The 25,031-nt window shown below is 48.6% G+C and carries 25 protein-coding genes and 1 pseudogene; 18 read left to right on the top strand and 8 right to left on the bottom strand.

Annotation, left to right across the window (positions count from 1 at the left end):
• The first annotated feature begins 5 nt into the window (after window positions 1-5).
• Entirely contained in the window at window positions 6-536 is a 531-nt protein-coding gene (locus T495_RS0112495) for a hypothetical protein (RefSeq protein WP_033149022.1), read from the top strand.
• A 107-nt stretch (window positions 537-643) separates the two neighbouring features.
• Window positions 644-1,186, top strand: a complete 543-nt coding sequence (locus T495_RS0112490) for a carbonic anhydrase (protein ID WP_033148937.1) — start codon at window positions 644-646, stop codon at window positions 1,184-1,186.
• A gap of 34 nt (window positions 1,187-1,220) precedes the next feature.
• On the opposite strand, the gene T495_RS0112485 is transcribed toward T495_RS0112490, so the two are convergent.
• A complete protein-coding gene (locus tag T495_RS0112485) occupies window positions 1,221-1,679 on the bottom strand; it encodes a GNAT family N-acetyltransferase (protein WP_033148936.1) in 459 nt (152 codons plus the stop codon).
• 233 nt (window positions 1,680-1,912) lie between these two features.
• Here T495_RS0112485 and T495_RS15945 point away from each other — a divergent pair.
• The 6 genes and pseudogenes from T495_RS15945 to T495_RS0112465 all read left to right on the top strand — a co-directional run.
• Window positions 1,913-2,068, top strand: a pseudogene (locus T495_RS15945) (flavin oxidoreductase); the annotation flags it as partial.
• Between the two features lie 10 nt (window positions 2,069-2,078).
• On the top strand, window positions 2,079-2,627 hold the full coding sequence (locus T495_RS0112480) for an exonuclease domain-containing protein (RefSeq protein ID WP_028903654.1): 549 nt from the start codon (window positions 2,079-2,081) through the stop codon (window positions 2,625-2,627).
• 50 nt (window positions 2,628-2,677) lie between these two features.
• Window positions 2,678-2,800 (top strand): hypothetical protein, encoded by a 123-nt coding sequence (locus T495_RS15940; protein WP_369699755.1) that lies wholly within the window; start codon window positions 2,678-2,680, stop codon window positions 2,798-2,800.
• Window positions 2,775-3,530, top strand: coding sequence for an MBL fold metallo-hydrolase (locus tag T495_RS0112475; RefSeq protein ID WP_033148935.1), 756 nt, complete (start codon window positions 2,775-2,777; stop codon window positions 3,528-3,530). The genes T495_RS15940 and T495_RS0112475 overlap by 26 nt, the downstream gene beginning before the upstream one ends.
• Window positions 3,530-4,012, top strand: a complete 483-nt coding sequence (locus T495_RS0112470; RefSeq protein WP_033148934.1) for a DUF4112 domain-containing protein — start codon at window positions 3,530-3,532, stop codon at window positions 4,010-4,012. Before T495_RS0112475 ends, T495_RS0112470 begins: the two co-directional genes overlap by 1 nt.
• Before the next feature lie 277 nt (window positions 4,013-4,289).
• Complete coding sequence (locus T495_RS0112465) at window positions 4,290-5,558, top strand: ATP-binding protein (RefSeq protein ID WP_369793258.1); 1,269 nt, start codon at window positions 4,290-4,292, stop codon at window positions 5,556-5,558.
• A 74-nt stretch (window positions 5,559-5,632) separates the two neighbouring features.
• On the opposite strand, the gene T495_RS0112460 is transcribed toward T495_RS0112465, so the two are convergent.
• Genes T495_RS0112460 through T495_RS0112450 form a run of 3 tightly spaced genes read right to left on the bottom strand, consistent with a single transcriptional unit; the run spans window position 5,633 to window position 8,282 of the window.
• On the bottom strand, window positions 5,633-6,805 hold the full coding sequence (locus tag T495_RS0112460; protein WP_033148932.1) for an iron-containing alcohol dehydrogenase: 1,173 nt from the start codon (window positions 6,803-6,805) through the stop codon (window positions 5,633-5,635).
• A gap of 14 nt (window positions 6,806-6,819) precedes the next feature.
• Window positions 6,820-7,665, bottom strand: a complete 846-nt coding sequence (locus T495_RS0112455) for an aldo/keto reductase (RefSeq protein WP_033148931.1) — start codon at window positions 7,663-7,665, stop codon at window positions 6,820-6,822.
• A gap of 11 nt (window positions 7,666-7,676) precedes the next feature.
• On the bottom strand, window positions 7,677-8,282 hold the full coding sequence (locus T495_RS0112450) for a flavodoxin (protein WP_033148930.1): 606 nt from the start codon (window positions 8,280-8,282) through the stop codon (window positions 7,677-7,679).
• Window positions 8,283-8,494: 212 nt separating this feature from the next.
• Here T495_RS0112450 and T495_RS0112445 point away from each other — a divergent pair, with 212 nt between their 5' ends.
• The 6 genes from T495_RS0112445 (at window position 8,495) to T495_RS0112420 (ending at window position 13,724) form a co-directional block, all read left to right on the top strand.
• Window positions 8,495-9,319: an AraC family transcriptional regulator gene (locus T495_RS0112445; RefSeq protein ID WP_033148929.1), complete on the top strand. Its 825-nt coding sequence runs from the start codon at window positions 8,495-8,497 to the stop codon at window positions 9,317-9,319.
• A 58-nt stretch (window positions 9,320-9,377) separates the two neighbouring features.
• Window positions 9,378-10,283, top strand: coding sequence for an AraC family transcriptional regulator (locus tag T495_RS0112440; protein ID WP_028903638.1), 906 nt, complete (start codon window positions 9,378-9,380; stop codon window positions 10,281-10,283).
• 95 nt (window positions 10,284-10,378) lie between these two features.
• The gene (locus tag T495_RS0112435; protein WP_033148928.1) at window positions 10,379-11,062 is read left to right on the top strand and encodes a dihydrofolate reductase family protein; all 684 of its coding nucleotides are present in this window, start codon (window positions 10,379-10,381) and stop codon (window positions 11,060-11,062) included.
• Window positions 11,063-11,081: 19 nt separating this feature from the next.
• Window positions 11,082-11,666 (top strand): cyclophilin-like fold protein, encoded by a 585-nt coding sequence (locus tag T495_RS15370; RefSeq protein WP_051652046.1) that lies wholly within the window; start codon window positions 11,082-11,084, stop codon window positions 11,664-11,666.
• On the top strand, window positions 11,663-12,598 hold the full coding sequence (locus T495_RS0112425; protein WP_051652045.1) for an EFR1 family ferrodoxin: 936 nt from the start codon (window positions 11,663-11,665) through the stop codon (window positions 12,596-12,598). The genes T495_RS15370 and T495_RS0112425 overlap by 4 nt, the downstream gene beginning before the upstream one ends.
• 1 nt (window position 12,599) lies before the next feature.
• Window positions 12,600-13,724, top strand: coding sequence for an alpha/beta hydrolase (locus T495_RS0112420; RefSeq protein WP_369793256.1), 1,125 nt, complete (start codon window positions 12,600-12,602; stop codon window positions 13,722-13,724).
• A gap of 451 nt (window positions 13,725-14,175) precedes the next feature.
• Here T495_RS0112420 and ppdK read toward each other — a convergent pair whose 3' ends face one another.
• A complete protein-coding gene (ppdK, locus tag T495_RS0112410) occupies window positions 14,176-16,896 on the bottom strand; it encodes a pyruvate, phosphate dikinase (protein WP_033148926.1) in 2,721 nt (906 codons plus the stop codon).
• Between the two features lie 211 nt (window positions 16,897-17,107).
• Between ppdK and rlmD the strand changes: the two genes are divergently transcribed.
• Together rlmD and T495_RS0112400 are read left to right on the top strand one after the other, a co-directional pair.
• Complete coding sequence (gene rlmD / locus T495_RS0112405) at window positions 17,108-18,559, top strand: 23S rRNA (uracil(1939)-C(5))-methyltransferase RlmD (RefSeq protein WP_028903632.1); 1,452 nt, start codon at window positions 17,108-17,110, stop codon at window positions 18,557-18,559.
• A 116-nt stretch (window positions 18,560-18,675) separates the two neighbouring features.
• On the top strand, window positions 18,676-19,809 hold the full coding sequence (locus tag T495_RS0112400; RefSeq protein ID WP_051652044.1) for a porin: 1,134 nt from the start codon (window positions 18,676-18,678) through the stop codon (window positions 19,807-19,809).
• Here the strand turns inward: T495_RS0112400 and T495_RS0112395 are convergent.
• Complete coding sequence (locus T495_RS0112395) at window positions 19,806-21,287, bottom strand: oligosaccharide flippase family protein (protein ID WP_033148925.1); 1,482 nt, start codon at window positions 21,285-21,287, stop codon at window positions 19,806-19,808. The genes T495_RS0112400 and T495_RS0112395 overlap by 4 nt on opposite strands.
• 54 nt (window positions 21,288-21,341) lie before the next feature.
• On the opposite strand from T495_RS0112395, the gene T495_RS0112390 reads away from it, so the two are divergent.
• Together T495_RS0112390 and T495_RS15365 are read left to right on the top strand one after the other, a co-directional pair.
• The gene (locus tag T495_RS0112390; protein WP_033148924.1) at window positions 21,342-22,328 is read left to right on the top strand and encodes a glycosyltransferase family A protein; all 987 of its coding nucleotides are present in this window, start codon (window positions 21,342-21,344) and stop codon (window positions 22,326-22,328) included.
• Between the two features lie 8 nt (window positions 22,329-22,336).
• A complete protein-coding gene (locus tag T495_RS15365; protein ID WP_197020398.1) occupies window positions 22,337-23,314 on the top strand; it encodes a glycosyltransferase in 978 nt (325 codons plus the stop codon).
• Here T495_RS15365 and T495_RS0112380 read toward each other — a convergent pair.
• Window positions 23,295-24,452 carry a glycosyltransferase gene (locus T495_RS0112380; protein ID WP_081832122.1) on the bottom strand — a complete coding sequence of 386 codons (1,158 nt, stop codon included), beginning with the start codon at window positions 24,450-24,452 and terminating at the stop codon, window positions 23,295-23,297. The genes T495_RS15365 and T495_RS0112380 overlap by 20 nt on opposite strands.
• An 8-nt stretch (window positions 24,453-24,460) precedes the next feature.
• The gene (locus tag T495_RS0112375) at window positions 24,461-25,012 is read right to left on the bottom strand and encodes a 30S ribosomal protein S16 (RefSeq protein WP_028903627.1); all 552 of its coding nucleotides are present in this window, start codon (window positions 25,010-25,012) and stop codon (window positions 24,461-24,463) included.
• Window positions 25,013-25,031 lie beyond the last annotated feature (19 nt).

Here is a 25,031-nt window from a genome sequence, read left to right as displayed (position 1 = left end):
TGATTATGAAGAGTTTTGAAGAAGAATTGCGTAAAGACCTGCATCAGTTCCTGCTGAGCATGAACGAGGTTGACGAAAGGATGCCTGAGTGTCCTGATGTAGAAGATAAATGGGAGGAGATAACCAGAGCCTACCTCCCCGACGGCATCCGCGAGTTTCAGGGTTACCCATCGGTATCGCTCGGCTGGATGATGTATCTCGGCATGGCCGTGGCCAAGATGTGGGACACGGAATGGGAGATCTATTCGAAAGTAGAGAACCTCTACGCCTATATGCGCGACAAGCGGGGCTACGATGCGATGGACGAATATATCCGCGAGGAGGTGCTGCTGTTGCAGGGCGATGACTACACCGCTCTGGAGAAGTTGGCTGGCGAGTGTGCCTCACGCGTTTACAATGCCCTGATGCACCAGCGGTATGAACCAGGCACGAAAGAGGCCTTCAACGGCTACGTAGCCTGCCTGCACCAGCTCTACCTGATGGGCGCCGCCATACAGCTGAAGCGTATGGGGTATCACATGACGCAGATGAACTGATACATTCGTGGATTTATGAGGATTTTCATCGCAAAGATACGCATTATCTTCGTTTTTTTCGTATTTTTGCATCCAAGTTTACAATACTTTAAATATGTTTTGTGATTATGATAGACCAGATTATTGAATTCAACAAGACATTTGTTGCACAGAAGGGATACGAAAAATACATAACCGATAAGTATCCTGACAAGAAATTAGCAGTACTTTCGTGTATGGATACCCGACTGACCGAACTGCTGCCTGCTGCTCTTGGTCTGAAGAACGGTGACGCGAAGATTATCAAAAACGCAGGCGGTTTGGTTATTTCGGCTTTCGACTCAGCCATGCGTAGCCTGATTGTAGCCATCTACGAGCTGGGCGTACAGGAAATCATGGTGGTAGCCCACTCTCATTGCGGAGCCTGCCACATGAGCTACGACCACTTCCACCATGAGATGATTGCCCGTGGCGTGAAGGACGAAACGCTCGACACCATCCGCAAGTGCGGCATCGACCTCAACCAGTGGTTGGAAGGTTTTAAGGACACACCAACCTCTGTCCGTAAGACCGTTGAAACCATCAAGACCCATCCGTTGGTGCCAAAGGATATAGTGGTTCGAGGGTTTATCATTGATTCAGAAACAGGAGCGTTGGAGGAAATCAAATGAAGTGGACAGTATTATATGTGCTCTGTCCACTTCATCATAGCTCCTTTTTCCAAGTCATTTTAATGTGAGGGATTCCATCAAGCATGAAGGTGTCGGATGACTGCTTGAATCCTACACTTTCATAGAATCCTTTGGCATACTCCTGCGCTTCAATATCTATAAGTTTCGCGTCGAAATGCTCTATCGCTGCATCTATGGCATGGAGCATGATTTGCTTGCCATAGCCTTTCCCACGTTCAGTGGTGATGACTCTGCCAATCGAAATCTCCTTCATGTGAGTACCAGCAGGACATACACGAGCTAAAGCAACAATCTTGTCGGCTATTGTCAGCCACAAATGAATGGATTCCTGGTCATCTCCGTCCATATCCTGATAGACGCAGTTCTGCTCAACCACGAACACCTCGCTACGCACTCTAAGGAGTTCGTACAACTCGTCCGTAGTCAGCTCCAGGAACGTTTTCATATGCAGTTTCGGTTCAAATTGTTTCATTGTATTTCCAAACATATAGTTACACCACAGGTTCTGGTGCCGGCTTGCTCCTCGATATTGAGGGATGGCACTTTCTCAACCATTTTGGTATTACCGTTCTCTCTGGGGCTTCCGTTAATTAAAAGAACCTTTACCATTCTTCTTTCTTAAAGTATTGTAAACTTGGGTGCAAAAATACGAATTTAATCCTGAAAATTACTATCTTTGCCGTAGCTTTTAATATGTTTTGTGATATGAAGAGTTTTAAATCAACTGCGTGGCTGTTGCCACAACCCGTGCTGATTATCGGCACCTACGACAAAGAAGGTAAGCCCAATGCTATGAATGCGGCTTGGGGCGGTCAGTGGGATATGAAGGAACCGTTGGTAAGGCATTCTCTGACGGTAAACAGATGAAATGATCCGAGACTTCATTGCTATCGATTTCGAGACGGCCAATCAGCAGCCGTCAAGTGTCTGCTCCATCGGAGTGGTCATGGTACGTAATGGGCAGGTAGTTGACAGTTTCTATAGTCTCATCCAGCCCGAGCCCAACTACTATAATTATTGGTGCCAACGGGTACATGGGCTGAGCCAACAAGATACTGACGATGCTCCCGTATTCTCAAAAGTATGGGAGCGATTAGAGGAAAAGATAGCCAATGTTTTCTTCTCAGAGCAACAGATAATTGATGATCTCCGCTACCAGATAGCTTCCCTACCCTTCGTGGCCCACAATGCCCGTTTCGATGAGGGATGTCTGAAAGCAGCTTTCAAAGTCTATCAGATGGACTATCCCGATTATCGCTTCTACGATACCCTCACAGCCGCCCGCAGGCAATTTGGTCGTTCCCTACCCAACCACCAACTCCACACGGTTGCAGCCGCCTGTGGCTACGACCTGAAGAATCACCACCACGCACTGGCCGATGCCGAAGCCTGCGCTGCCATCGCCCTATATATCTTATAGGGTAGCTAAAAAATAAAATGAAACATCAATGAAAAATGTATTTAGGCATTATGAGTATGATAGACCAGATTATTGACTTCAATAAGAGTTTTGTGGCACAAAAAAGCTACGAGAAGTATCTGACCGACAAGTATCCCGACAAGAAAAATGAAACTAACATATATATTCCATAGCGGCTTTGTGCTTGAGACGGAACATGCCATCTTGGTATTCGACTATTGGTTGGATCCGAGTGGCGTGATGGAAGATATACTTCTAAAACAAAAACCAATCTATGTTTTCTCCAGCCATTTCCACGAAGACCACTTTACAAGAACTATCTTTGAATGGAAAAAACAAAAGCCAGATATCACCTACATCTTAAGCAAGGATATTCTTAAACACAGAAGAGCCAATAAGGATGATGCTGATGTATGGCTGGCAAAAGGTGGTTCGTGGTCTGATGAGAAAGTTAACGTCAAAGCACTTGGCAGCACGGATAGCGGCGTATCATGGATAGTAGAGATAGAGGGCAAACGTATTTTCCATGCTGGCGACTTGAACAACTGGTATGCAAGATTCCTACCAGATGTGGTACCAGGAGAAACTATCTATAGCGAGGAGTTCGATGAAGAGATAGATCCGATAGCCCACGAGAAACAATATTTAGGCGAGTTGAAAGATATTCGCAAAGTTGCGGATGGTTTCGACCTTGTGATGTTCCCAATAGACGGACGCATAGGCAATGGCTATACCCTCGGAGGCCGACAATTCATCGAGCGTTTCAAGGTTGGCATGTTCGTTCCCATGCACTTCGTAGCCAGCGGCTTCGAATCGTCCTGGCGCATGAATGAGTTTACGGATGAAAAGCAAATTCCATTCTGGGAGATTAAAAGAGAAGGAGAAACTATACTGCTAAAATAATGGATATAGACGAGAAGCGACTGCTACAAAGGAAACGTCTGATGGACAATAAAATCTATCAGACAATGAACGATATCACTCGTTACATGGATCGCTATTATCTTGACGCTGTCATTGGAATCATTCCAGGATGGGGCGATGTAATAACCATGTTTTGTGTAGTTCCTTTCATCTATTTCTCAACGCGCGTCATCAAAAGCATCCCCCTTACTCTTGCAATTATCAACAATGCACTCCGTGATGTGCTATTGGGTATGATACCATTCTTTATTGGCGACGTTATTGATGTATTCCACCGCGCTAACACTAAGAACATGGCGATGATTCAAGGATTTGTTGACGGCAACGTGACCGTAACAAAGGAGGTGAATCAAAAAGCTATACAATCAGCCGTTATACTAATCATCCTACTTATACTCATTGCTCTTATGATATGGGCTTTGGCAAGTTTTGGTAGTTACTTATATTCACTAATCACCTAATAGTCAAGCATTTAGAATTAAATTAAAATTTTACTCAGTGGTGTGAGTAATTTTACTCAGTGCAAATAAACTACACTTTTCAATGAGTTTTAGCACCCAAAAACTACACTTTTCAATAAAAATCCCCATACAAAATTACAAACAACCGAACCAAACTTTCACAAACGACCGAACAAAATCACCACAAACAACCGAAAAATCAAAAAAAATTTGGACAATTCAATATAAATCTGTAACTTTGCGCACAAAATCAACAACGAATAAAATGATGGATAATATGTATAAACCAAGAATTGTTGACAGACTTTTGGCTCGCAAGCTGGCAGGTAAGGGTGCAGTGTTGATTGAAGGACCAAAATGGTGCGGCAAGACAACGACAGCGCGCCAGCAAGCTAAGAGTCTGCTTGATTTAGGAGACACAGAAGTTTTAAAACAGAGCAAGCAGATGATGGAAATCAGTTCAAAGACACTCCTTCAAGGCGAAACACCCAGACTGATTGACGAATGGCAGACGATAACAGAACTATGGGATACTATCAGAAATGAAGTGGATAAGCGAAATGCGTTTTCTCAATTCATCCTGACTGGTTCTACAGTTGCACCACAGGCTGAAGATACAGTTCATAGTGGGACGGGGCGTATTGGCAGAGTCAAGATGCGTCCGATGAGTCTATATGAGTCTGGAGAATCTACGGGTAGCGTCAGCCTAACAAATCTCTTTGATGGCGAGACGTTTGCTCCCCAACCCAATAGCATCGATTTGGAGCGCATTGCCTATCTGACTTGTCGTGGCGGTTGGCCTCAAGCAACAATGCTAGAAGGTGATATTGCACTGGATCAGGCTTTTGGCTATGTTGATGACATAGCAGAAAGAGATATACAACGAGTAGATGGTGTAAAACGCAGCCCAGAACGTACGCGTCTGTTGCTTCGTTCTTATGCCCGTAATATTTCTCAGCAAGTGCCCTATAGTACCATTAAGGCCGATATGCTATCAAACGATGCAAAAACACTTGACGAGGATACCGTCGCTGACTATATCAAGGCTCTAAGAAAGCTTTTTGTGATTGAAGACCTCGATGCATGGAATCCTAACATCCGCAGTAAGGCTGCGATTCGTACTAGCGATACTCGTCATTTCGTTGACCCAAGCATTGGTACGGCATCATTAGGTTTAGGTCCAAAAGACCTGATAAACGATTTGGACTCATTTGGTCTTATCTTCGAAGATATGGCTGTACGCGACCTACGTGTATTTGCTGAAGCACTTGATGGGAAGCTCTATCATTATCGCGACAGTTCAGGGCTTGAGTGCGACACCGTGCTACATCGCCGTAATGGAACATATGGACTGATAGAGGTAAAACTTGGCGGCGAAAAGCTGATAAACGATGGTGCTGATGCATTGAATACGCTTGCAAACACCATTGATACAACGAAAATGAAAAAGCCTTCATTTAAGATGGTTCTTACAGCAGTTGGGCCTTATGCATACCAAAGGCCAGACGGCATATTTGTGGTTCCCATTGGTTGTTTAAAAGATTAATATAAACAAGACAAACAAAAAATCCCCGCCAAGGTAAAACTTGACGGGGTTCTTTTTTATAGTGATTGAAGGGATTACATGCTCTCCTTAAGAATCTCTGTCACGTCTGACTTCGTCAGATTCAGATAACCGGCGGGATAGCAGATGGTGCCTTCGGTGATGCCGGGAATCATATCTTCAGTGGCACCCAGTTGAGTGATGGTCAAGGGCAGACCTATCTCTTGCATCCAGGCTTTCAGGGCCTGCAGACCAGCTTCGGCTATCTGTTCGTCGGTCATTCCGTTGCTCTGGATATTCCACACGTTCTTGGCGAAGCGCACAAACTTAGACAGACCGTTCTGCATGGAGCGGCGATAGTAGGCCATTGAGACAGATGCCAGCGCATAGCCGTGTGGGGCATGTGTCCAAGCACCCACGCTGTGACCAATCATGTGAACCATCCAGTCCTGCTGCTTGCCCAGTCCGATAAGGGTGTTCAGTGCCCATGTGGCTGTCCACATGATGTTCGAGCGTGCCTCGTAGTCCTGAGGATTCTTTACAGCGATGCGGCTGCTGTGGATGACAGAACGCATCAGTCCTTCAGAGAGGTAGTCGCTGGTGTTGTCATCGAAGTCCGAGAAGTACTGCTCCATGATGTGGTTCATGATGTCGTAGATACCCGCCTTCATCTGGTTCTCGGGTACGGTCATCGTGAACTTCGGATTGAGGATAGAGAACTTAGGCATCAGACGACTGTCGAACACATGCCCCACCTTGAAAGTATGCTCTGCATCTGTAATCACAGTGCCGGCGTTCATCTCAGAGCCTGTGCCAGCCATCGTCAGGATACAGCCCACAGGCAGCAGTCTCTGGTCCTTAGCGGGATTTTCCTGCTTCAGCCAGAACTTGTCCCAGTAGTCGCCTTCATAATAGACAGATGCAGCCACGGCCTTCGAGTAGTCGCAAACGCTGCCGCCGCCAAGAGCAAGGATCAAGTCTACCTCGTTCTCGCGGGCAATCTTGACGCCCTCATGCAGTTTCTCTAAGGTGGGATTGGTCATCACGCCAGGGTTCTCAACGATGGTCTTGCCTGCCTCTTTGAGGATAGCCACCACCTGGTCGTAGATGCCGTTACGTTTTACACTGCCACTGCCGTAGTTGAGCAGCACCACTGGGCCGTAGCCCTTCAGTTCGTCCTTGAGGAAGTTCAAAGACTCATCACCAAAATACAGTTTGGTTGGGTTGTAATAAGAAAAGTTTCCTAACATAGTTGTATTTTTTATTATCCGTAATTCTGAATTAAATATTTCACAAACTGTGGGTCGCCGAAGTTGATGATGCCCGTGTCGTGCTGGTTCAGCTGGGCAATCTGAGCCATCTCGTCATCGCTCAGCGTGAAGTCGAAGATGTCAAAGTTTTGCGCCATACGCTCCTTGTGGCTCGACTTCGGAATAGCCACGACACCGCGCTGGGTGAGCCAGCGGAGGGCAACCTGAGCAGCACTCTTACCATATTTCGCTCCGATGGCAGTCAGCGCCTCGCTCTTCACGATGCCGTCAACACCCTGTCCGCCAAGCGGTCCCCACGCCATCATCTTCGTGCCAAACTCAGCATGAATCGGTTCGATGTCTGTCTGCTGGATGAGCGTGTTGCACTGCAACTGGTTCACCATCGGCTTCAGCTCTACATAGTGGGCAAAGTCGAAGAAACGGCCTGCCTGGAAATTGCTCACACCGATGGCGCGGACTTTGCCAGCACGATAGGCCTTCTCCATAGCCCGCCAAGTGCCGAACACGTCACCATAGGCCTGATGGATGAGCAACAGGTCGATATAGTCTGTCTGCAACTTGCGCAGACTCTCATCGATGCTCTTGGCAGCCTTTTCCTCACCAGCATTAGAAATCCATACCTTCGTAACGAGGAACAAGTCTTCGCGCTTGATGCCACTCTTGCGCCAGGCATTGCCTACACCTTCCTCATTCTGGTAGGCCTGTGCCGTGTCAATCAGGCGATAGCCCACACTCAGCGCATCGCTTACACAACGCTCACACTCATCAGGGCTTACCAGAAACACGCCGTAGCCCAATGTCGGCATCTTGACACCGTTTGATAGTTTAATATACTCCATAATCTTCGTTATTAATATCCTAAACTATTAAGCCACTTCTCGACCTTTTTCTTTTCTGTGCGCACCTCGTGACCGTAGATGCTGAAGCCCTTTGTAACATTTGCACCAGGGAAGGCTTTCTTTACATCCTCCACACAGTTGGCCAATCCAGAACCTTCGTGGGTGGTGAAAGGAATGACGGTCTTACCCTTCAGGTCGTTTGCATGCTTCTTGAAGAAGGTGAACATCACTTGCGGATAAGTGCCCCACCATACGGGGCCTCCAATGAAAACGGTATCGTAGCCGCTCATATCTACATCTCCTTCGTACTCTGGCAATTCGCCTTTCTTGGTCTCTTCCTTCGCCAGATTGATGAGTGGTGTATAAGCCATCCCGTCGTACTTATGCGTAACGATTTCAAACTGCTCTGCACCTGTCACTTCTGTGATGTAGTCTGCCACAATCTTCGTGTTACCTACCTCAATGTTTCCTACTGCGTAGTTGTCTCCCGCATGTGAGAAGAATACTACCAAACTTTTACCATCCTTGTTCATAACTTTCTCCTGTTTTGCGCCGCCGCTGCAAGCTGTCGAGATGAGCAATGCCAATGCGGCTGTGATGATACTTTTGATATTCATTTTAAATATACTTTTGAATCACGTTGCAAAGTTACGACGATTTCCTGATACTTTTGTTTCATAAATTACTTCACAATTTTCACTTTTTGCCTAAATCGTTCTTTTATATATAAAATAATGTGTAATTTTGCGCTGTAAACAGCGCGAAGTTGCTCACGCTCGGCAAAATGAGCAAGCTCTTTTGCGCTTGCTTAATCGCAACATTGCCTCATATGAAGATAGATTTTCAGTATTCCACCGACTTCTACGGCATGAATGCCAAGGAACTGAGCCACACCTGCATGCATCTGCTTTGCTTGGCAGGTGAGGCAAGTTTTGTGTTCAACGAGCGATGCTACCATATCATGAAGAACAACCTGGTGGTGATACCGATGCCTGATCGTGTCTGCAACCTTGCGGCACATGCAGACTTGCAGGTAGAATGGTTTGCTGCTGATTACAAGTTCCTGCAGAACCTGCTGCCGTCGAACAACTACAGCATCGGTGGCAGTATCTCGCTGAACCAAGACCCCGTTATCAAACTGACAAATGAACAAGCACGACATCTGCTTGATGACTTCCATCGTCTTCGTGACCGCAAGGACGACAGCCATTTGCAGTTCTATCGCGAACTGATGGGCAGTCTCTGCCTGACGATGATGTACGACATCTTCGAGGCCCATGCCCAACGTGATGCAACAGACACCCATACCGACCGCACAGCCTACATCGTGAAACAACTGATGGCTCTGCTTGCTACTGGCATCAGCCGAACGGAGCGTGATGTGAGCTACTATGCCGAACGGCTGAACGTATCGCCCAAATATCTTTCTGCCACCATCAAACGTGTGACAGGACACAGTGTCACCTCATACATCGACCGACACACCGTACCTATATTGAAAGACTATCTGAATGATGAACGCCTGTCCCTCACCCAGATAGCCGACCTGATGAACTTCACGTCACTCTCTTACTTCAGCCGCTACTGCACCAAGCATCTTGGCCAGTCGCCCAGCGAATACCGTCTGAGTCTGCAACCAAAGCTTGATTTGTAAGACTCATTTATGTTATTCTGCAGTTAATTCGAAGAAAATTAGTAACTTTGTACCCGCAATGAAGTTGGATCTGTATATCAACGAGGCTAACGACTATGCACGTGACATTCGTGTGCCAATCCTACATCCCCACGTCGCCATTATCCATTACGACGAGGTGGGCGAGATACGCCATTCGCTGAACCGCATCGACTGCTACGGCATCTTCCTGCAACGCGAGTTCCCTGAGAACCTGACCTACGGCATAGGCATCTACCACGAGGGCGACGGCTCGCTAATTGCTTTTGCTCCGGGACAAATTGGGGGCAAGCGCGATGACGGCAGCAGGCGGCAGTATCACGGTTGGGTGCTGCTGTTCGACCCTGTATTCATCCACGGCACGGAGATTGAACGACGCATGAAGGACTACCATTTCTTCTCGTACAACAACAACGAGGCACTCTTTCTGAATACCGAAGAGAAGGACACGTTATCGGGGTTGATGGCGAACATTCGAAGGGAGCTGCAAACAACTGATGACGATAATGTACAGGACGACATCGTGCGAGACTACATCCTGCTTATTCTGGACTACTGTAACCGTTTCTATACCCGCCAATTTAAGGAGATGACAGCTGGCAGCAGCGACATCCTAGCCCGATTCCAACAGGTGCTTATCGACTACTACGACAAAGGCCGTCAGCGCACCGGGGGGCTCCCCAGCGTGAAATACTGTGCCAGCGAGCTGTGTCTGTCGCCTGGCTATTTCGGCGACATCGTGCGTGGTGCTTTGGGAGAGAGTCCGAAAGACTACATCAGAGGTTTCATCATCATGCGTGCCAAAAGTCTGATGCTTGGCGGCATGAGTATCACGCAAGTGTCCGATGCGCTTGGTTTCGAGTATCCTAACCATTTCACCCGCCTTTTCAAACAGCTAACAGGGCAGACTCCCTCACAATTTTTCGCCGAACAGCGCGAAAAATAAACAATCATCATTTTTGGTAGATTTATCCGTAATCCGTCTAAGCGGAGTATGGCTAAATCGTCGTACCTTTGCAGCGGTTTTTAAAACAAACAAGAATGAGACCATACGTAATTTGCCACATGATGGCTTCGCTCGACGGCAGGATAGACTGCGCAATGACAGAGCAGATTGATGACACGAACCACTACTACGAGGCACTGACACAGCTCGATTGCCCTTCGACGCTGGAGGGCAAGACAACACTGGCGATGCACTATGCACAGACTGGCGAGTTCCAACCGCAGAAAGCGCATGAAGATGCCGGGCAACAAATGTATCGGGCCACAGAGGTCAACGGTTATGCCATCGGCGTTGATACTCGCGGCACGCTACTTTGGGACGACAACACCACGGAGCTGTTCGGGCGTCCGCTGCTGATGATACTATCGGAGCAGGCCAGTCAGGAATATCTGGACTATCTGAAGCAGAAACACATATCTTATATTACCACGGGGCGCGATGGCATCGACCTGGCATCGGCTTTAGAGACGTTGCGCACGGTGTTCGGCGTGAACCGTCTGGCCGTGGTGGGTGGCGGACACATCAATGGATCGCTGCTCGACCAGGGTTTGATCGACGAGGTGAGCATAATGTACGGCTACGGCATCGACGGGCGCGAGGGCATGGCTGCTGCCTTCGACGGTAGAACGATGGAGCGGACCCCCGTCCGGCTGGCCTTCAAGAGCGTGGAGGAGCAGGACGGAATCGTGTGGATGAGATACCAGGTCGTGAATTCATAATTGAAATTTGAGAATTGCGATGAAACAGATTTTTATGATTTTAGCTGCGTTGCTTGTCATGTCATGCAGCAGAGACGAGATTCAAGCACAGACAACGAACTACGAGACAATGACAACAAAGATGTACATCACTATCGATGGAAGGACTGAGGCCGTCACGCTGACCAATAATAGTGCCACGCAGGCATTGGTCGCCAAATTGCAAGAGGCACCTGTCAGTATAACGCTCAACAGCAGCGGCGGCTTTGAGATTTGGGGCCCATTGGGCTTCTCTCTGCCTGAGAACGATCAGCAAACGACAGCCCAGCCGGGCGATGTCATCCTCTACAACGGCAGTAACCTCTGTCTCTTCTATGGCACCAATTCGTGGAGCTACACCCGCTTGGGCAAGATTGACGGCCTTTCGGAGAGCGAATTGCGCACTTTCCTGAAAGCTGGGGAAAGTAATATCGGCGTAGTTTTGTCGCTGGATAATTCCGCTGCCATCAAGGAGGTGAAGAGCAATGGGTCGGAAGATGGAACCTATTACTCGGTGAATGGTCAGCGGGTACAGAACCCTACACATGGCATCTATTTCAAGAACCATAAAAAAGTTATCCTATGAACGTCAACAAACCTATCAGTCGAAGAAAAGCACTCAAGGTCATGGGCCTTGGAATGCTTGCAGCCTGCGTTCCGACGCTTCCGTCGTTTGGAGAGTCCCCAAAGGAAAATGAGAAGAAGACCAAACGTCTGATCTTCTATTTCTCTGCAACCGGCAATAGCCTTTATATAGCCAGGCAGTTGGGCGGAGATGAAGCGACCTTGCTGAGCATCTCACAGGAAATTCACAACGAGCATCCTGATTATGAGGCAGAAGAAATAGGATTCGTGTGTCCCGTCTACTGTTTCATTCCTCCTGCCATTGTCCAGGATTTCATTGCTCGTTCATCTTTCAAGGCCGATTATTTCTTTACAGTGGGCACTTATGGAGCCCATAGCACGATATTCCCAGAGTTCGTTGATGACCTTGCCAAGAAGCACGGTTTTCAGATGAATTATATCTCCACCATCCAGATGGTCGATACTTACCTGCCGTATTTCGACATGGAAAGGGAATTGGCCGACCCCAAGCTTCAGCGTATTCCCGAAAGAGTTGCCACAGTTCTTGCTTCTATCAACAATCGCGAAAACTATATTCAGGAGGTTACAGAGCAGGACAGGATGATATGTGACGGATATTACCGCATGTCGGGACGCGACCGCCAGCGCCCGACTGTGACAAGATCGGAGAAGATTGTCTTTGCCACGGATGACTGCATCGGATGTGGAGTTTGTACTTCGGTTTGTCCGCATGGCTCCTGGAAAGTGATTGATGGTCATTCGGTTGCCAATGGGGAATGCGAAAATTGTCTGGCATGTGTTCACAACTGCCCGAAGAAAGCAATTTCAATCATTCCCACGCCTCCGGAACCCGAAGAGGCAAACAGGAATGCACGATATCGTAATCCGAATGTCAGCTTAGCTGATCTCATCAAGGCCAATAGTCAAAAATAATATGAAAGTAATTTTAGCCGCAGTACTGATGGGCGGATTGCTCACAGCCTGCACAAACCAAGAACAAAATAAAAAAGAAGAGAATATGACAACATTGAATCTGACACAGGAGTGGGACAAGGTGTTCCCGCTGAGCGAGAAAGTGAACCACTGCAAGGTGACGTTCGAAACACAGTACGGCTTGACGCTGGCAGCTGACCTCTATACGCCAAAGGATGCCAAGGGCAAGATGGCCGCCATTGCCGTGAGTGGCCCATTCGGCGCCACCAAGGAGCAGTCGAGCGGCCTCTATGCCATGCAGATGGCCGAGCGCGGCTTTGTAGCATTGGCTTTCGACCCGTCGTACACTGGCGAGAGCAGTGGAGAGCCTCGTCGCACAGCTTCACCCGACATCAATACCGAGGACTTCATGGCCGCTGTCGATTTCCTGTCGAAGCAGGAAAATGTGGATGCTGAACGTATTGGTATCATCGGCATCTGCGGTTGGGGTGGAATTGCCTTCAATGCTGCCGCTGCCGACACACGCATCAAGGCTACTGTTGTCTCGACGATGTACGACATGACCCGCGTCAGTGGCAACGGCTATTTCGACAGCGAGGACAAGGAAGAGTCGCGCCATGCTGCCCGTGAGGCACTTGCCAAGCAGCGCCTGGCCGACCCGATGGCGATGGCCGGTGGCGTCGTCGATCCTCTGCCCGACGAGGCTCCTCAGTTCGTGAAGGAGTACTACGATTATTACAAGACCGAGCGCGGATATCATGCCCGCAGCGGCAACTCGAACGACGGTTGGCGCGTCATCGGCACTCAGGCTTATGCCAACGCCCGTTTCCTCTACTACATCAATGAAATCCGCTCTGCCGTCCTCGTGATGCATGGTGAGAAGGCTCACTCACGCTACTTCGGTGAGGCTGCCTATCACTATATGGTTGATGGTAAGGCAGAGGGGTACAAGTTTGTTGGCGAACCCAATCCCAACCCAGAGAACAAGCAGCTGCTCATCATCCCAGGAGCCTCACATTGCGACCTCTACGATGGTGGATATACTGAACTCGTAGGTAAGGGCGAACCCAAGAATATGATTCCTTGGGATAAACTGGAGAAGTTTTTCAAAACGTATTTGAGATAGGCTTAGATACAAGCCACACCAATAAACATCTCCCAAATCTTTTCGATTTGGGAGATGTTTCGATATTTGTCCTTCAGAAATTTTGAGGCTGTTATTTCCAAATTGTTCTCGAATAGGGTTTTAGGCTTCTGTGAAGGTTAATCGTATCAATGTTTATATGTCAGTCACTTTAATATTCTCTGATATAATCGCGTTTGCTTCTTGTCAAGATTCGATATCTTTATCTGAACCTTGGTTGGGCGTGACACGTCTTCATGTAAAAACGAAAGGAGTCTCGTTATAACCTGTTCGACGTTTGTAAATCCTGAGTCCTCGATTGTAGACACACGTTCACCACAGACGAATACCTCTCCGCGGATAAGATTGTACTTCGACATGCTCTCAAATGAGATATAAAAAAGAGACCTGTCCATTAGGGCAGGTCCCTCAGCAAATTATGTAAGAGTGATTATTACTCCTCGACAGCAGCCTGCGCGGCGGCAAGGCGGGCGATGGGCACACGGAATGGAGAGCAGCTAGCGTAGTTCATGCCAATCTTAGCGCAGAACTTAACTGAGCTGGGCTCACCACCATGCTCACCACAGATACCACAACGGAGGTCAGGACGTACCTCACGGCCTTCCTTAACGGCAAACTTGATGAGACGGCCTACACCCTTCTGGTCGAGTACCTGGAATGGGTCAACCTTCAGAATCTTCTTGTCGAGATATACAGGCAGGAACGAAGCGATATCGTCACGGCTGTATCCGAAGGTCATCTGAGTCAGGTCGTTAGTACCGAATGAGAAGTACTGAGCCTCTGAAGCAATCAGATCGGCTGTCAGAGCAGCACGTGGAATCTCGATCATTGTACCAATCTCGAACTCAACCTCGATACCGTACTCAGCGAATACCTCCTTAGCGGCATACTGGATGATCTCCTTCTGCTGCTTGAGCTCGTTGATAGTACCAATCAGAGGAACCATGATCTCTGGCATTGGGTTCTTACCCTCCTTCTTCAGCTCGCAAGCTGCAGAGAGGATAGCCTTGGTCTGCATAGCGGTAATCTCAGGGAATGTGATACCCAGACGGCAACCACGGTGACCCAGCATTGGGTTGTTCTCAGCGAGTGAGTCAACACGACGCTTAATCTCATCCAAGCTTACGCCCATCTCCTTAGCCATGGTCTGCTGACCAGCCAGATCGTGGGGAACAAACTCGTGGAGAGGTGGATCGAGCAAACGGATGTTAACTGGCAGACCGTCCATAGCCTCGAGGATACCCTTGAAGTCAGCCTTCTGATAAGGCAGCAGCTTAGCAAGAGCCTTCTCACGTCCGGCAACGCTGTCGGCCAGAATCATCTCACGCATAGCAACGATCTTCTGATCCTCGAAGAACATGTGCTCGGTACGTGTAAGACCGATACCCTTAGCACCGAAAGCGCGAGCTACCTGTGCATCGTGTGGTGTATCAGCATTGGTACGAACCTGCAGCTTGGTGTACTTGTCGCAGAGGTCCATCAGCTCCTTGAAGTCGCCAGAAAGCTCGGCAGCCTTTGTTGGAACCTCGCCAGCATATACCTGACCAGTTGTACCGTTCAGGGAGATGAAGTCGCCCTCCTTATATACTACGCCGTCGATCTCAACGGTCTTATCCTTATAGCTTACATTCAGAGCACCTACACCCGATACGCAGCACTTACCCATACCACGAGCCACAACGGCAGCGTGAGATGTCATACCACCACGAGCTGTGAGGATACCCTCGGCAGCAGCCATACCAGCCAGATCCTCAGGAGAGGTCTCGATACGTACGAGTACTACCTTGTGTCCGTTCTCGTGCCACTCCTTAGCGTCGTCAGCGTGGAATACAATCTGACCACAAGCAGCACCAGGAGATGCGGGCAGACCCTGAGCGATAACCTTAGCAGCAGCCAGAGCCTTCTTATCGAATACGGGGTGGAGCAGCTCGTCGAGCTTCTGAGGCTCGCAACGCTGGATGGCAGTCTTCTCGTCGATCATACCTTCGTGGAGCAGGTCGATAGCAATCTTAACCATAGCAGCACCAGTACGCTTACCGTTACGTGTCTGGAGGAACCAGAGCTTGCCCTCCTGTACGGTGAACTCCATATCCTGCATATCGTGATAGTGGTGCTCCAGCTTATCCTGGATACCATTCAGCTCAGCATAGATCTCTGGCATTGCCTCCTCCATTGAAGGATACTTGGCTACGCGCTCCTCCTCAGAGATACCTGCGCGCTCAGCCCAGCGCTGAGAACCAATCTTTGTGATCTGCTGTGGAGTACGGATACCAGCCACAACGTCCTCACCCTGAGCGTTAACCAGATACTCACCGTTGAACAGGTTCTCACCATTAGCGGCATCACGGCTGAAGCATACACCAGTAGCTGATGTGTCGCCCATGTTACCGAATACCATGGCCATAACTGATACGGCTGTACCCCACTCGTCGGGGATTCCTTCCATCTTACGATACAGGATAGCGCGCTCGTTCATCCAAGAACGGAATACAGCACAGATAGCACCCCAGAGCTGCTCGATAGGATCGTTGGGGAAGTCCTTACCAGTGCGCTCCTTGATGGCAGCCTTGAACAGCTGAACCAGCTTCTTCAGGTCCTCTACTGAGAGGTCCTTATCGAGCACAACACCACTCTCCTTCTTAACCTTTTCGATAATCTCCTCGAATGGGTCGATATCAGTTTTATTCACGGGCTTCATCTCGAGCACAACATCGCCGTACATCTGTACGAAACGACGATAAGAGTCGTACACGAAGTGAGGATTGTTTGTCTTCTTAGCCATACCCTCGGCAACCTCGTCGTTCAAACCAAGGTTCAGGATGGTGTCCATCATACCAGGCATTGAGGCACGGGCACCAGAACGAACAGATACCAGCAGAGGATTCTGGGCATCGCCGAACTTACAGTTCATCAAATCTTCAATGTGCTTCACGGCAGCCATCACGTCGTCGTTCAGAAGCTCCATAATCTTCTGCTGACCAACCTGATAGTACTCATTACAACAATCTGTGGTGATTGTGAAACCTGGAGGAACAGGAACACCAATGTGGTTCATCTCAGCAAGGTTAGCACCCTTACCACCAAGTTCCTCACGCATCTTTGCGTTTCCTTCGGCCTTACCATTACCGAAGAGGTAAACTCTTTTCTGACTCATACGTAATTATTGTTTTGTTGATGATAAATTATTTTCGATTAGATTTTGCAAAATTACTAAAATTCCATCAAACCTACAAGAAAAATCGGCAAAATTTGCAAAGTCGACGTTACATTTTCACTTTTTTGGCATAGTTTTACTACAGGAAACATGGAATACAACGGATTTTTGATAGATTTTTTGTACCTTTGTGCCCAAAATCAAGAATAATATGGCAAGAAACAAGAAACCATTACCACTCCTCGAGGGTGTTGTAATAGAGGCTGCGGCTGCTGAAGGTAAGTGTCTGTTCCACTGGGACGACCTGGTGGTATTCGTACCTTTCTGCGTGCCTGGCGATGTGTGCGATGTACAGATCCGCCGCAAGAAGCACTCCTTTGCCGAGGGCGAGGTTGTAAGATTCATAGAATTAAGTAAGGTACGCGCGACCCCATTCTGCGCACACTTTGGTGTGTGTGGCGGTTGTAAATGGCAGAACCTGCCTTACGAGGAACAGCTGAAGTTTAAGCAGCAGCAGGTGTACGACCAATTACACCGTATCGGTAAAATCGAGTTGCCTGAGTTTATGCCTATTTTAGGAAGCGTACATACCCAGGCGTATCGCAACAAGCTCGACTTCGGATGCGCCAACAAGCGCTATCTGACCAAGGAGCAGATTCAGACACTGCCCAACGACGAGAGTCAGAGTCTGAAGGACGTGCCCGCTATCGGATTCCATATTACAGGTGCTTTCGATAAGATACTGCCTATCGAGAAATGCTGGTTGATGGACAATCTGCAGAACGAGATTCGCAACGAGGCACGCGACTATGCAATGGCCAACGGCTTATCGTTCTTTGACCTGCGTGCCCAGGTAGGACTGCTGCGCGATATCATCATCCGCAACAGCGCCAGTGGCGAGTGGATGGTTATCTTCCAGTTCCACTACGACCGTACATCGGCCGAGGCTCTGGCCCAGAGCGAGGAACAGGCCAAGGGACTGCTGCAGCATATCGCCGATAAGTTTCCACAGATTACCTCGCTGATGTACCTCGACAACCAGAAGTGCAACGATACCATTGGCGATCAGGAGATATTGGTATTCAAAGGTATCGACCACATCTATGAGTTGATGGAGGACCTGAAGTTTAAGGTTGGTCCCAAGAGTTTCTACCAGACCAACACCGAGCAGGCCTACCACCTGTACTCGGTAGCCCGTAATTTTGCCGGGCTTACTGGCAACGAGCTGGTTTACGACCTCTATACCGGCACAGGCACCATTGCCAACTTTGTAGCCAAGAAGGCGCGTAAAGTGATTGGTATTGAGTATGTGCCCGAAGCTATCGAGGATGCAAAGATCAACTCTGAAGTAAACAAGATCGACAACACCCTGTTCTATGCAGGCGACATGAAGGATATCCTGACAGAGGAATTCATTGCCGAGCACGGACGTCCGGATGTGATTATTACCGATCCCCCACGTGCTGGTATGCACCCCGATGTAGTGAAGACCATCCTTGGCGCTGCTCCGAAACGTATTGTTTACGTAAGCTGCAACCCTGCCACACAAGCCCGCGACCTGCACGATCTCGACGTAGATTATCGCGTGGCAGCCGTTCAGCCCGTTGATATGTTCCCCCACACACCACACGTAGAAAATGTGGTGCTACTGGAGCGCAGATAAAAGAATTTGGGGCAAATACTTGGAAGTTTCAATATTTTTTCATATATTTGCCCCAAGTTTAACTAAAAATATTTTTACAGATAACTACATTTACTAATTTTTTAATTCATACCACAATGAGAAAATTATATTGGATGATGGCGCTGATGGCGTCGATGACAATGACTGCAAATGCAGAAACATTGCCAGAAGTAGAAGAGACACAGGCTACTCAGGAGAAGGCTACCGTTGAGGTACCTGCCTGGGTAAAGAACATTAAATTCAGTGGCTATGGTATGCTGCAGTATCAGGGTCAGGACAAAGAAGGCGATCATACTAACACCTTTAACCTCCGCTTGGCTCGTTTTATTCTCGATGGCAAAATTGGCGACTTCGACTGGCGTGCTCAGATTCAGGGCACCAACGCTAAGGGGCCAGGCGAGCCCACAGTACAGCTGGTTGACCTTTATGCTGAGTGGCGCAAATATCCTGAGTTCAAGATTCGTGCAGGTCAGTTCAAGCGTGCCTTCACATTCGAGAACCCCACACACCCCATCACCCAGGGTTGGAGAGGATATGCTGATGTAATCAACAACCTTTCTGGTTTCGGCGATCGTACTGGCGAGAAATCTTCAGGTGGTCGCGACCTTGGTATCCAGGTGGCTGGTAATATTCTGCCAAACGCAAGCGGACGCAAGTTGCTGCACTATCAGGTTGGTATTTACAATGGTGAAGGTATCAACATGAAGGACAAGGACAACAAGAAGGATATCATCGGTGGCATGTGGGTAATGCCTATCAAGGGGCTTCGTATTGGTGCCTTCGGATGGACTGGTACACGCGGTGAGATGGCAACTACTTATGTAGATCCCATCCTCGGCAGACAAACCATTACCCTTAAGAGTGTTCGTAAGAACCGTTACTGTCTCTCAGCTGAGTACGACAAGGATGAATACACCTTCCGTGCAGAGTATATCCATAACCAGGGATGGGGTTCTAATCTCGAATACGGCGACAAGGCTGATGGTTGGTACGCATTTGGTATTGTGCCACTCATCAAGGGCAAGCTCCACGCAAAGGCTCGCTACCAGACTTATCGCGTAGCTAAGGAATGGAATTCATCTGTAAACCAGGTAGAGTGCGGTTTGAACTACTTCTTCACCAAGAATCTGGAGATGCACGTAGAATACTCTCACGTTAACGACCGCAAGTTGGCTGAAGGAAAGCACAACTACAATCTGGTTGACGTAGAACTCGACTTCCGTTTCTAACTTTTGCGGAACCTGCGGGTAAGGGCCTGCCACAGATGTGTCTTCTGACGAAGAATCTGCAATGAATACAGGCCACTCGCCAAAACCACCAATAGTTCTACTACCCAGTAGACAATGCCAGTAAGCAGAATGGTGCAAGCGTAGGCGAGCCCACCTAAGGTAAACAAAACAAACGCATATTGAGATACGGTTACCGTCATTCGGTAGCCGTATTTTTTGTAGGCATAGACATGAATCATCATAAACTCGAAAGCGTGTGCCAGCGCGATGGCGAGACCTGTCCCCCACAAGCCCCACTGCTCGTAACCAATCACAATCAGCAACACCAGTGCCACGTAATAGGCCGACTCGAACGCCAGATAAGAGAGCGAATAGCCACGCGCCAACGTGATATAAGCCACAGGCAGCGTCAGCACCTTGAAAAACATAGCCAGCGCGGCCACTTGCGCCATAGGCACCACAGGCAGGAATTCGCTGGTGAACAGCTGCGGAATGAATACTGGCAACAGGGCTATCAGGGCAGTGAGCATAGGTGCCACAATGAGTAGTGAAACCTCCATCTGACGGTTAACAGTGAAGTTTGTAGCCTCTACATCCTGATTCACACCAGAGAGTCGTGGATAGTAATCCGTATCCATCGCAGAGAACACCAAACCAGCATAGGTGATAGTAAGCATATAGCCCGCATTATAGAAGCCCAGCATATCGAGATCGCCAACCACATTGAGGTAGGAACGGATGACCATCTCAGCTGCACTGCCCACAATACCCGCCAACGTAAAAGCCACGCCTAAGCGCACCATCTCCATTCCCTCGCCCAAGATACCACACATACCCCTTAACTGCAAAGGATAGAGGCGCAAGGAGAAGCGCAACGTAGCGCACATGGTGACAAACGCCATCAACACGATGACAGGCACAATACCTGCCTGCCAGAAGAAATAATAGATGGGTATTGATATCACCAGCGACGCCAAAGCCGAACATATCTGCACCAATGCCAACGCCCCCAGACGGCGCTGACCTTTTAGGATAGCCGTTTCGCCACCAGTAATCGCCAACATGCCGATGGCTGGCGACAAGAGGATGAAATGCAACGTATGGTCGCCCCATGCGAAAGTGGTATTACTAAGAAACGGACCTACCACTATACACAACAGCATGCCCAACAGGGCTGTAAGCAGGCACCAGCCACGCACCACTCTGACAAAATGAGCTGCGCGTTCAGTATCACCAGCATCGTAGCATTCTGAAATATGTCGGACCGCACTGAACGAAACACCCAAGTTCGTAGCCTGCGACAACAACTGAACGGTAGTAGTGAAGAGGGATACCAAGCCCATACCGCCAGGACCTAACAGCATGGCCACAAACTTATTGCGCACAAGACCTATCAACACATTCAGGCCCTGTACGCCTCCGAATACTCCCGTGTATTTCAACACGTGACTGTAACCTTCGTCGCGTTCCTGGTTCATATCTATATCATAAAACGCAATATTCAGGAAAATATTACGTTTATATAAACAAATATGGAAATAAGACATCAAGCACCAGCTCCGTTGGTCAGTTTCATCCTGACCTACTACAATCTGCCTGTCGAACTGCTCTGCACATGTATCGACAGTATTCTTGCTCTCTCGCTGCAACCCGGAGAGCGGGAGATTATCGTAGTGGACGACGGCTCAGAAACAAGTCCGATGAACGACCTTCTGAAGTATGGCGACGAGATTATCTACATCAGACAGAAGAATAGCGGTGTTAGCGTAGCGAGAAATACAGCAATGGCTATGGCCAAAGGCCAGTACATCCAGCTTATCGACGGTGATGACTATCTGCTGACAGAGCCCTACGAGCACTGTCTGGATATCCTACGCAATAACAGCGATGCCGATATAGTGATGTTTGATTTTACCCATCGACATAATCAGCCAGCCAGTGCCATCTGCTCCCCCATAAAAAAGAACGGCATCGAACTGATGCGCACAACAAACATTCATGGTTCAACCTGTTGCTGCCTGTTCCGCCAGGCTGTCAGAGGACAATTAGCCTTCACCCCAGACATTACATACGGCGAAGACGAGGAATTTACCCCCCAACTGCTGATTCGAGCTGAAACGGTCTATATCACAGAGGAAAAAGCCTATTTCTATCGTGAGCGTGCCACTTCAGCCATACACCAGAATGACGAGGCAAGCATCCAAAAACGACTCGATGATACCAAGAAAGTTATTCTTCATCTAAATCGATTAGCCGACACCAGTCCGCAGAGTGACAAAGTGGCCCTGCAACGCCGTGTGTCCCAACTGACGATGGATTATATCTACAACACGATTATGCTGACACGGTCGGAGGATAAACTGAAGGAAACGCTGGAAGAACTAAGCAAGGACGGACTGTTCCCCCTACCCAATCATCCATATAGCAAGAAATACATCTTGTTCCGCCGACTGATCAACAATACCATCGGGCGTAAGATTCTGCTATCCACACTTCCATTGATAAAAAAAGAAAGATGATGGAAAATATGATATCGGTTGTAGTAACCACCTATAATCAGGAGAATACGATAGCACGAACACTCGATTCTATCCTGTCGCAGAAGTGCCATCTGCCCATCGAAATCGTGATTGGCGAAGACTGCTCTACTGACAACACCCGCGCTATCTGTCAAACCTATGCCGACAAGTATCCTGTCATCATCCGTCTGCTGGCAAACGAACAAAACAAAGGGATTGTAGATAATTATTTCGACAGCCTGCTGCAATGCCGAGGCAGGTACATAGCCGATTGCGCAGGCGATGACTTCTGGATTGACACAGAGAAATTGGAAAAGGAAGTCAGGGTCATGGAAGCGCATCCCAACGTGACGATGGTCATCACCAACTGGCAGTTCTACAACGAACTGACCCGTACTACCTATCCCAGCCACCAAAGGCTGCACGCCCCTATCACAGCGGGCAATAAGCTGCTCAAAGATATCATCACACAGCGCAACATGAGTGTGTTTCACCTCTGCACATCACTCTATAAGGCCGAGGTGTTCAGAAAAGCCTATGAGGAGGATGCTGGCCTGTTTCGCCAAACAAACTACGTCAGCGAAGACATGCAGATAGCTTTCGTGATGGCTCAGCATGGCGACATTGCCTATCTGCAAGACATCACACTCAACTACAGTTGCGGAGGAGTATCGAACGCCACTGACGACATCAAACTCTTCGATTTTGTATACAAAACCACCCAGCAGATCCGTTATATGGCCAACAAAGCGCATCTCGATATACAGACTTTTCTTGCAGAACGTATCTTTGTATTAGGCATGCATGCCTTCCGTTCGCATCAGGCACCACTCTTCCACCAGACACTAAACTACGAACGGGAATGGCTGACTGACAGAGATTGGAAAATCAAGCTATTGTTTACTGTCATGCAGCACGAATGGCTGTGGCGGTTAGGACTCATGATACGTCACAGCTTTGTGGCTACTAAACGATTATTCCGTTAAACAAGTTTACCAGTTGCTGTCCTACCACTTTGGGCGAAGCCATCCGTTTAACAGCATCCGAAATGGCTTTACCATCCGTATTTCTTTCCTGGGCCACATGCTGCATTGCTGCTGCCAAGGCTTCAACATCGTCTATTGGCACAACTGTACAACCACCAGCTATCCGCTGGTTCTGGGGGGTACACTCAGTACCAATCACGGGAATACCTGTCGACATCGCTTCGAGCAGTACCAATGGCTGTACCTCGCTCCTACTGGCCAGCACCAGTGCATCGTTCTGGTAGAGCAATGTGCGGACACCTTCACGATCTATTTGTCCATGAGTAACGATCTGCGTCAGGCCTCTCTCTGCGATTGCCTGTTGGCAGGCTTTCCTATCTGTCAATCGACCTGCGATATGCAATTCTATATCACAGCCTTGTTCCTGTAACAGTCGGCAGGCATCCAACAGTACATCATAACCTTTCCGATAAGAGTAGTCAGCCACACAGCAGAATCGGAAGGGGCTGTCCGTTCTATAATCCCGCTCTGCATAATGGAAGAAATCGGTATCTATCACATTCGACAGATGCTGCCATCGGTAGTCTGTACCATAATAACAAGCGGTCTCAGCCACCAGTTCCTCAGATACCGGCAGCACCATCGCCGCCTGTTGATAAGCTTGTTTCAGCAGAGGTATCTGCCAGGTATCGCTGGGAGCCTTACCAAACTCATCCTCCAGACTCATCAGCGACAGATGTTCTGTAATCACATAGGGAATACCATATTGCCTGCAAATCTGCATCGCAGCATAGCCTGCCCATTTGGCGCAGTGAGCGTGGATGATATCGGGCTTACCATATCTGTAGACATAGGTGCGGAACATCGACTCTACGATGCTTACCCAGCGCATCGCATTATGATGCACCATGCGTGGGCAACCACGCTGGTACGACTGATAGATGGTGATACCCTCACGCTCGTGCTCAAAACGAGTGAAGGGAAGGACCATATAGTCCTTCCCTCCGATAGTAAATCCTAATTGTACATTACTCAATATACGAACCTCATGCCCCAAAGCCTTTAAAGCTTTGGCCTGTTCCAAACAGAATTCACCTCCATACGGGGTAAAGAACGAGGGTATCTCGAGTATATGCATAGCCAGCTTTATGCCTCAGCAGGAGCAGCCTCCTCAGCAGGAGTCTCTGCAGCAGCCTCAGCAGCGGCAGCAGCCTCGGCCTCAGCCTTAGCAGCAGCCTCAGCAGCCTTCTTGTCAGCTACCTTCTTGGCGATGGCCTCATTAACGGCCTTCTCTGCCTTCAGTGCGTTAGCAGCAGCATCCTTCTTAGCCTTAGCCTCAGCCTCAGCGATCTTGTTCAGACCGTTCTGCTTGTCAGCCTTCCAGGCGTCGAACTTCTTCTGTGCAGCAGCCTCATCGAAAGCGCCCTTCTTTACGCCACCACGCAGGTGCTTCATCAGGTAAACGCCCTCACGGCTCAGGATGTTACGTACAGTGTCTGTGGGCTGAGCACCTGTCTCTACCCAGTACAGTGCACGCTCGAAATTCAGGTCTACTGTGGCAGGATTGGTGTTAGGGTTATAAGTACCAATCTTTTCAGTGAAACGACCATCACGTGGTGCACGAGCGTCGGCGATAACGATGCTGTAGAAAGCATAACCTTTGCGACCACCGCGCTGCAATCTGATTTTTGTTGCCATTTTTTAATCTTTAATTTGT

The sequence above is a fragment of the Prevotella sp. P6B1 genome (assembly GCF_000702825.1).
In the GTDB taxonomy this organism is placed as follows: domain Bacteria; phylum Bacteroidota; class Bacteroidia; order Bacteroidales; family Bacteroidaceae; genus Prevotella.
This window is presented reverse-complemented; position numbering and strand designations above follow the sequence as displayed.

Bases quoted from the DNA above. Each gene is read 5' to 3' on its own strand.
- T495_RS0112495 (WP_033149022.1), top strand. From the start codon at position 6: ATGAAGAGTTTTGAAGAAGAATTGCGTAAAGACCTGCATCAGTTCCTG.
- T495_RS0112490 (WP_033148937.1), top strand. From the start codon at position 644: ATGATAGACCAGATTATTGAATTCAACAAGACATTTGTTGCACAGAAG.
- T495_RS0112485 (WP_033148936.1), bottom strand. From the start codon at position 1,679: ATGAAACAATTTGAACCGAAACTGCATATGAAAACGTTCCTGGAGCTG.
- T495_RS15940 (WP_369699755.1), top strand. From the start codon at position 2,678: ATGAGTATGATAGACCAGATTATTGACTTCAATAAGAGTTTTGTGGCA.
- T495_RS0112475 (WP_033148935.1), top strand. From the start codon at position 2,775: ATGAAACTAACATATATATTCCATAGCGGCTTTGTGCTTGAGACGGAA.
- T495_RS0112470 (WP_033148934.1), top strand. From the start codon at position 3,530: ATGGATATAGACGAGAAGCGACTGCTACAAAGGAAACGTCTGATGGAC.
- T495_RS0112465 (WP_369793258.1), top strand. From the start codon at position 4,290: ATGTATAAACCAAGAATTGTTGACAGACTTTTGGCTCGCAAGCTGGCA.
- T495_RS0112460 (WP_033148932.1), bottom strand. From the start codon at position 6,805: ATGTTAGGAAACTTTTCTTATTACAACCCAACCAAACTGTATTTTGGT.
- T495_RS0112455 (WP_033148931.1), bottom strand. From the start codon at position 7,665: ATGGAGTATATTAAACTATCAAACGGTGTCAAGATGCCGACATTGGGC.
- T495_RS0112450 (WP_033148930.1), bottom strand. From the start codon at position 8,282: ATGAATATCAAAAGTATCATCACAGCCGCATTGGCATTGCTCATCTCG.
- T495_RS0112445 (WP_033148929.1), top strand. From the start codon at position 8,495: ATGAAGATAGATTTTCAGTATTCCACCGACTTCTACGGCATGAATGCC.
- T495_RS0112440 (WP_028903638.1), top strand. From the start codon at position 9,378: ATGAAGTTGGATCTGTATATCAACGAGGCTAACGACTATGCACGTGAC.
- T495_RS0112435 (WP_033148928.1), top strand. From the start codon at position 10,379: ATGAGACCATACGTAATTTGCCACATGATGGCTTCGCTCGACGGCAGG.
- T495_RS15370 (WP_051652046.1), top strand. From the start codon at position 11,082: ATGAAACAGATTTTTATGATTTTAGCTGCGTTGCTTGTCATGTCATGC.
- T495_RS0112425 (WP_051652045.1), top strand. From the start codon at position 11,663: ATGAACGTCAACAAACCTATCAGTCGAAGAAAAGCACTCAAGGTCATG.
- T495_RS0112420 (WP_369793256.1), top strand. From the start codon at position 12,600: ATGAAAGTAATTTTAGCCGCAGTACTGATGGGCGGATTGCTCACAGCC.
- ppdK (WP_033148926.1), bottom strand. From the start codon at position 16,896: ATGAGTCAGAAAAGAGTTTACCTCTTCGGTAATGGTAAGGCCGAAGGA.
- rlmD (WP_028903632.1), top strand. From the start codon at position 17,108: ATGGCAAGAAACAAGAAACCATTACCACTCCTCGAGGGTGTTGTAATA.
- T495_RS0112400 (WP_051652044.1), top strand. From the start codon at position 18,676: ATGAGAAAATTATATTGGATGATGGCGCTGATGGCGTCGATGACAATG.
- T495_RS0112395 (WP_033148925.1), bottom strand. From the start codon at position 21,287: ATGAACCAGGAACGCGACGAAGGTTACAGTCACGTGTTGAAATACACG.
- T495_RS0112390 (WP_033148924.1), top strand. From the start codon at position 21,342: ATGGAAATAAGACATCAAGCACCAGCTCCGTTGGTCAGTTTCATCCTG.
- T495_RS15365 (WP_197020398.1), top strand. From the start codon at position 22,337: ATGATATCGGTTGTAGTAACCACCTATAATCAGGAGAATACGATAGCA.
- T495_RS0112380 (WP_081832122.1), bottom strand. From the start codon at position 24,452: ATGCATATACTCGAGATACCCTCGTTCTTTACCCCGTATGGAGGTGAA.
- T495_RS0112375 (WP_028903627.1), bottom strand. From the start codon at position 25,012: ATGGCAACAAAAATCAGATTGCAGCGCGGTGGTCGCAAAGGTTATGCT.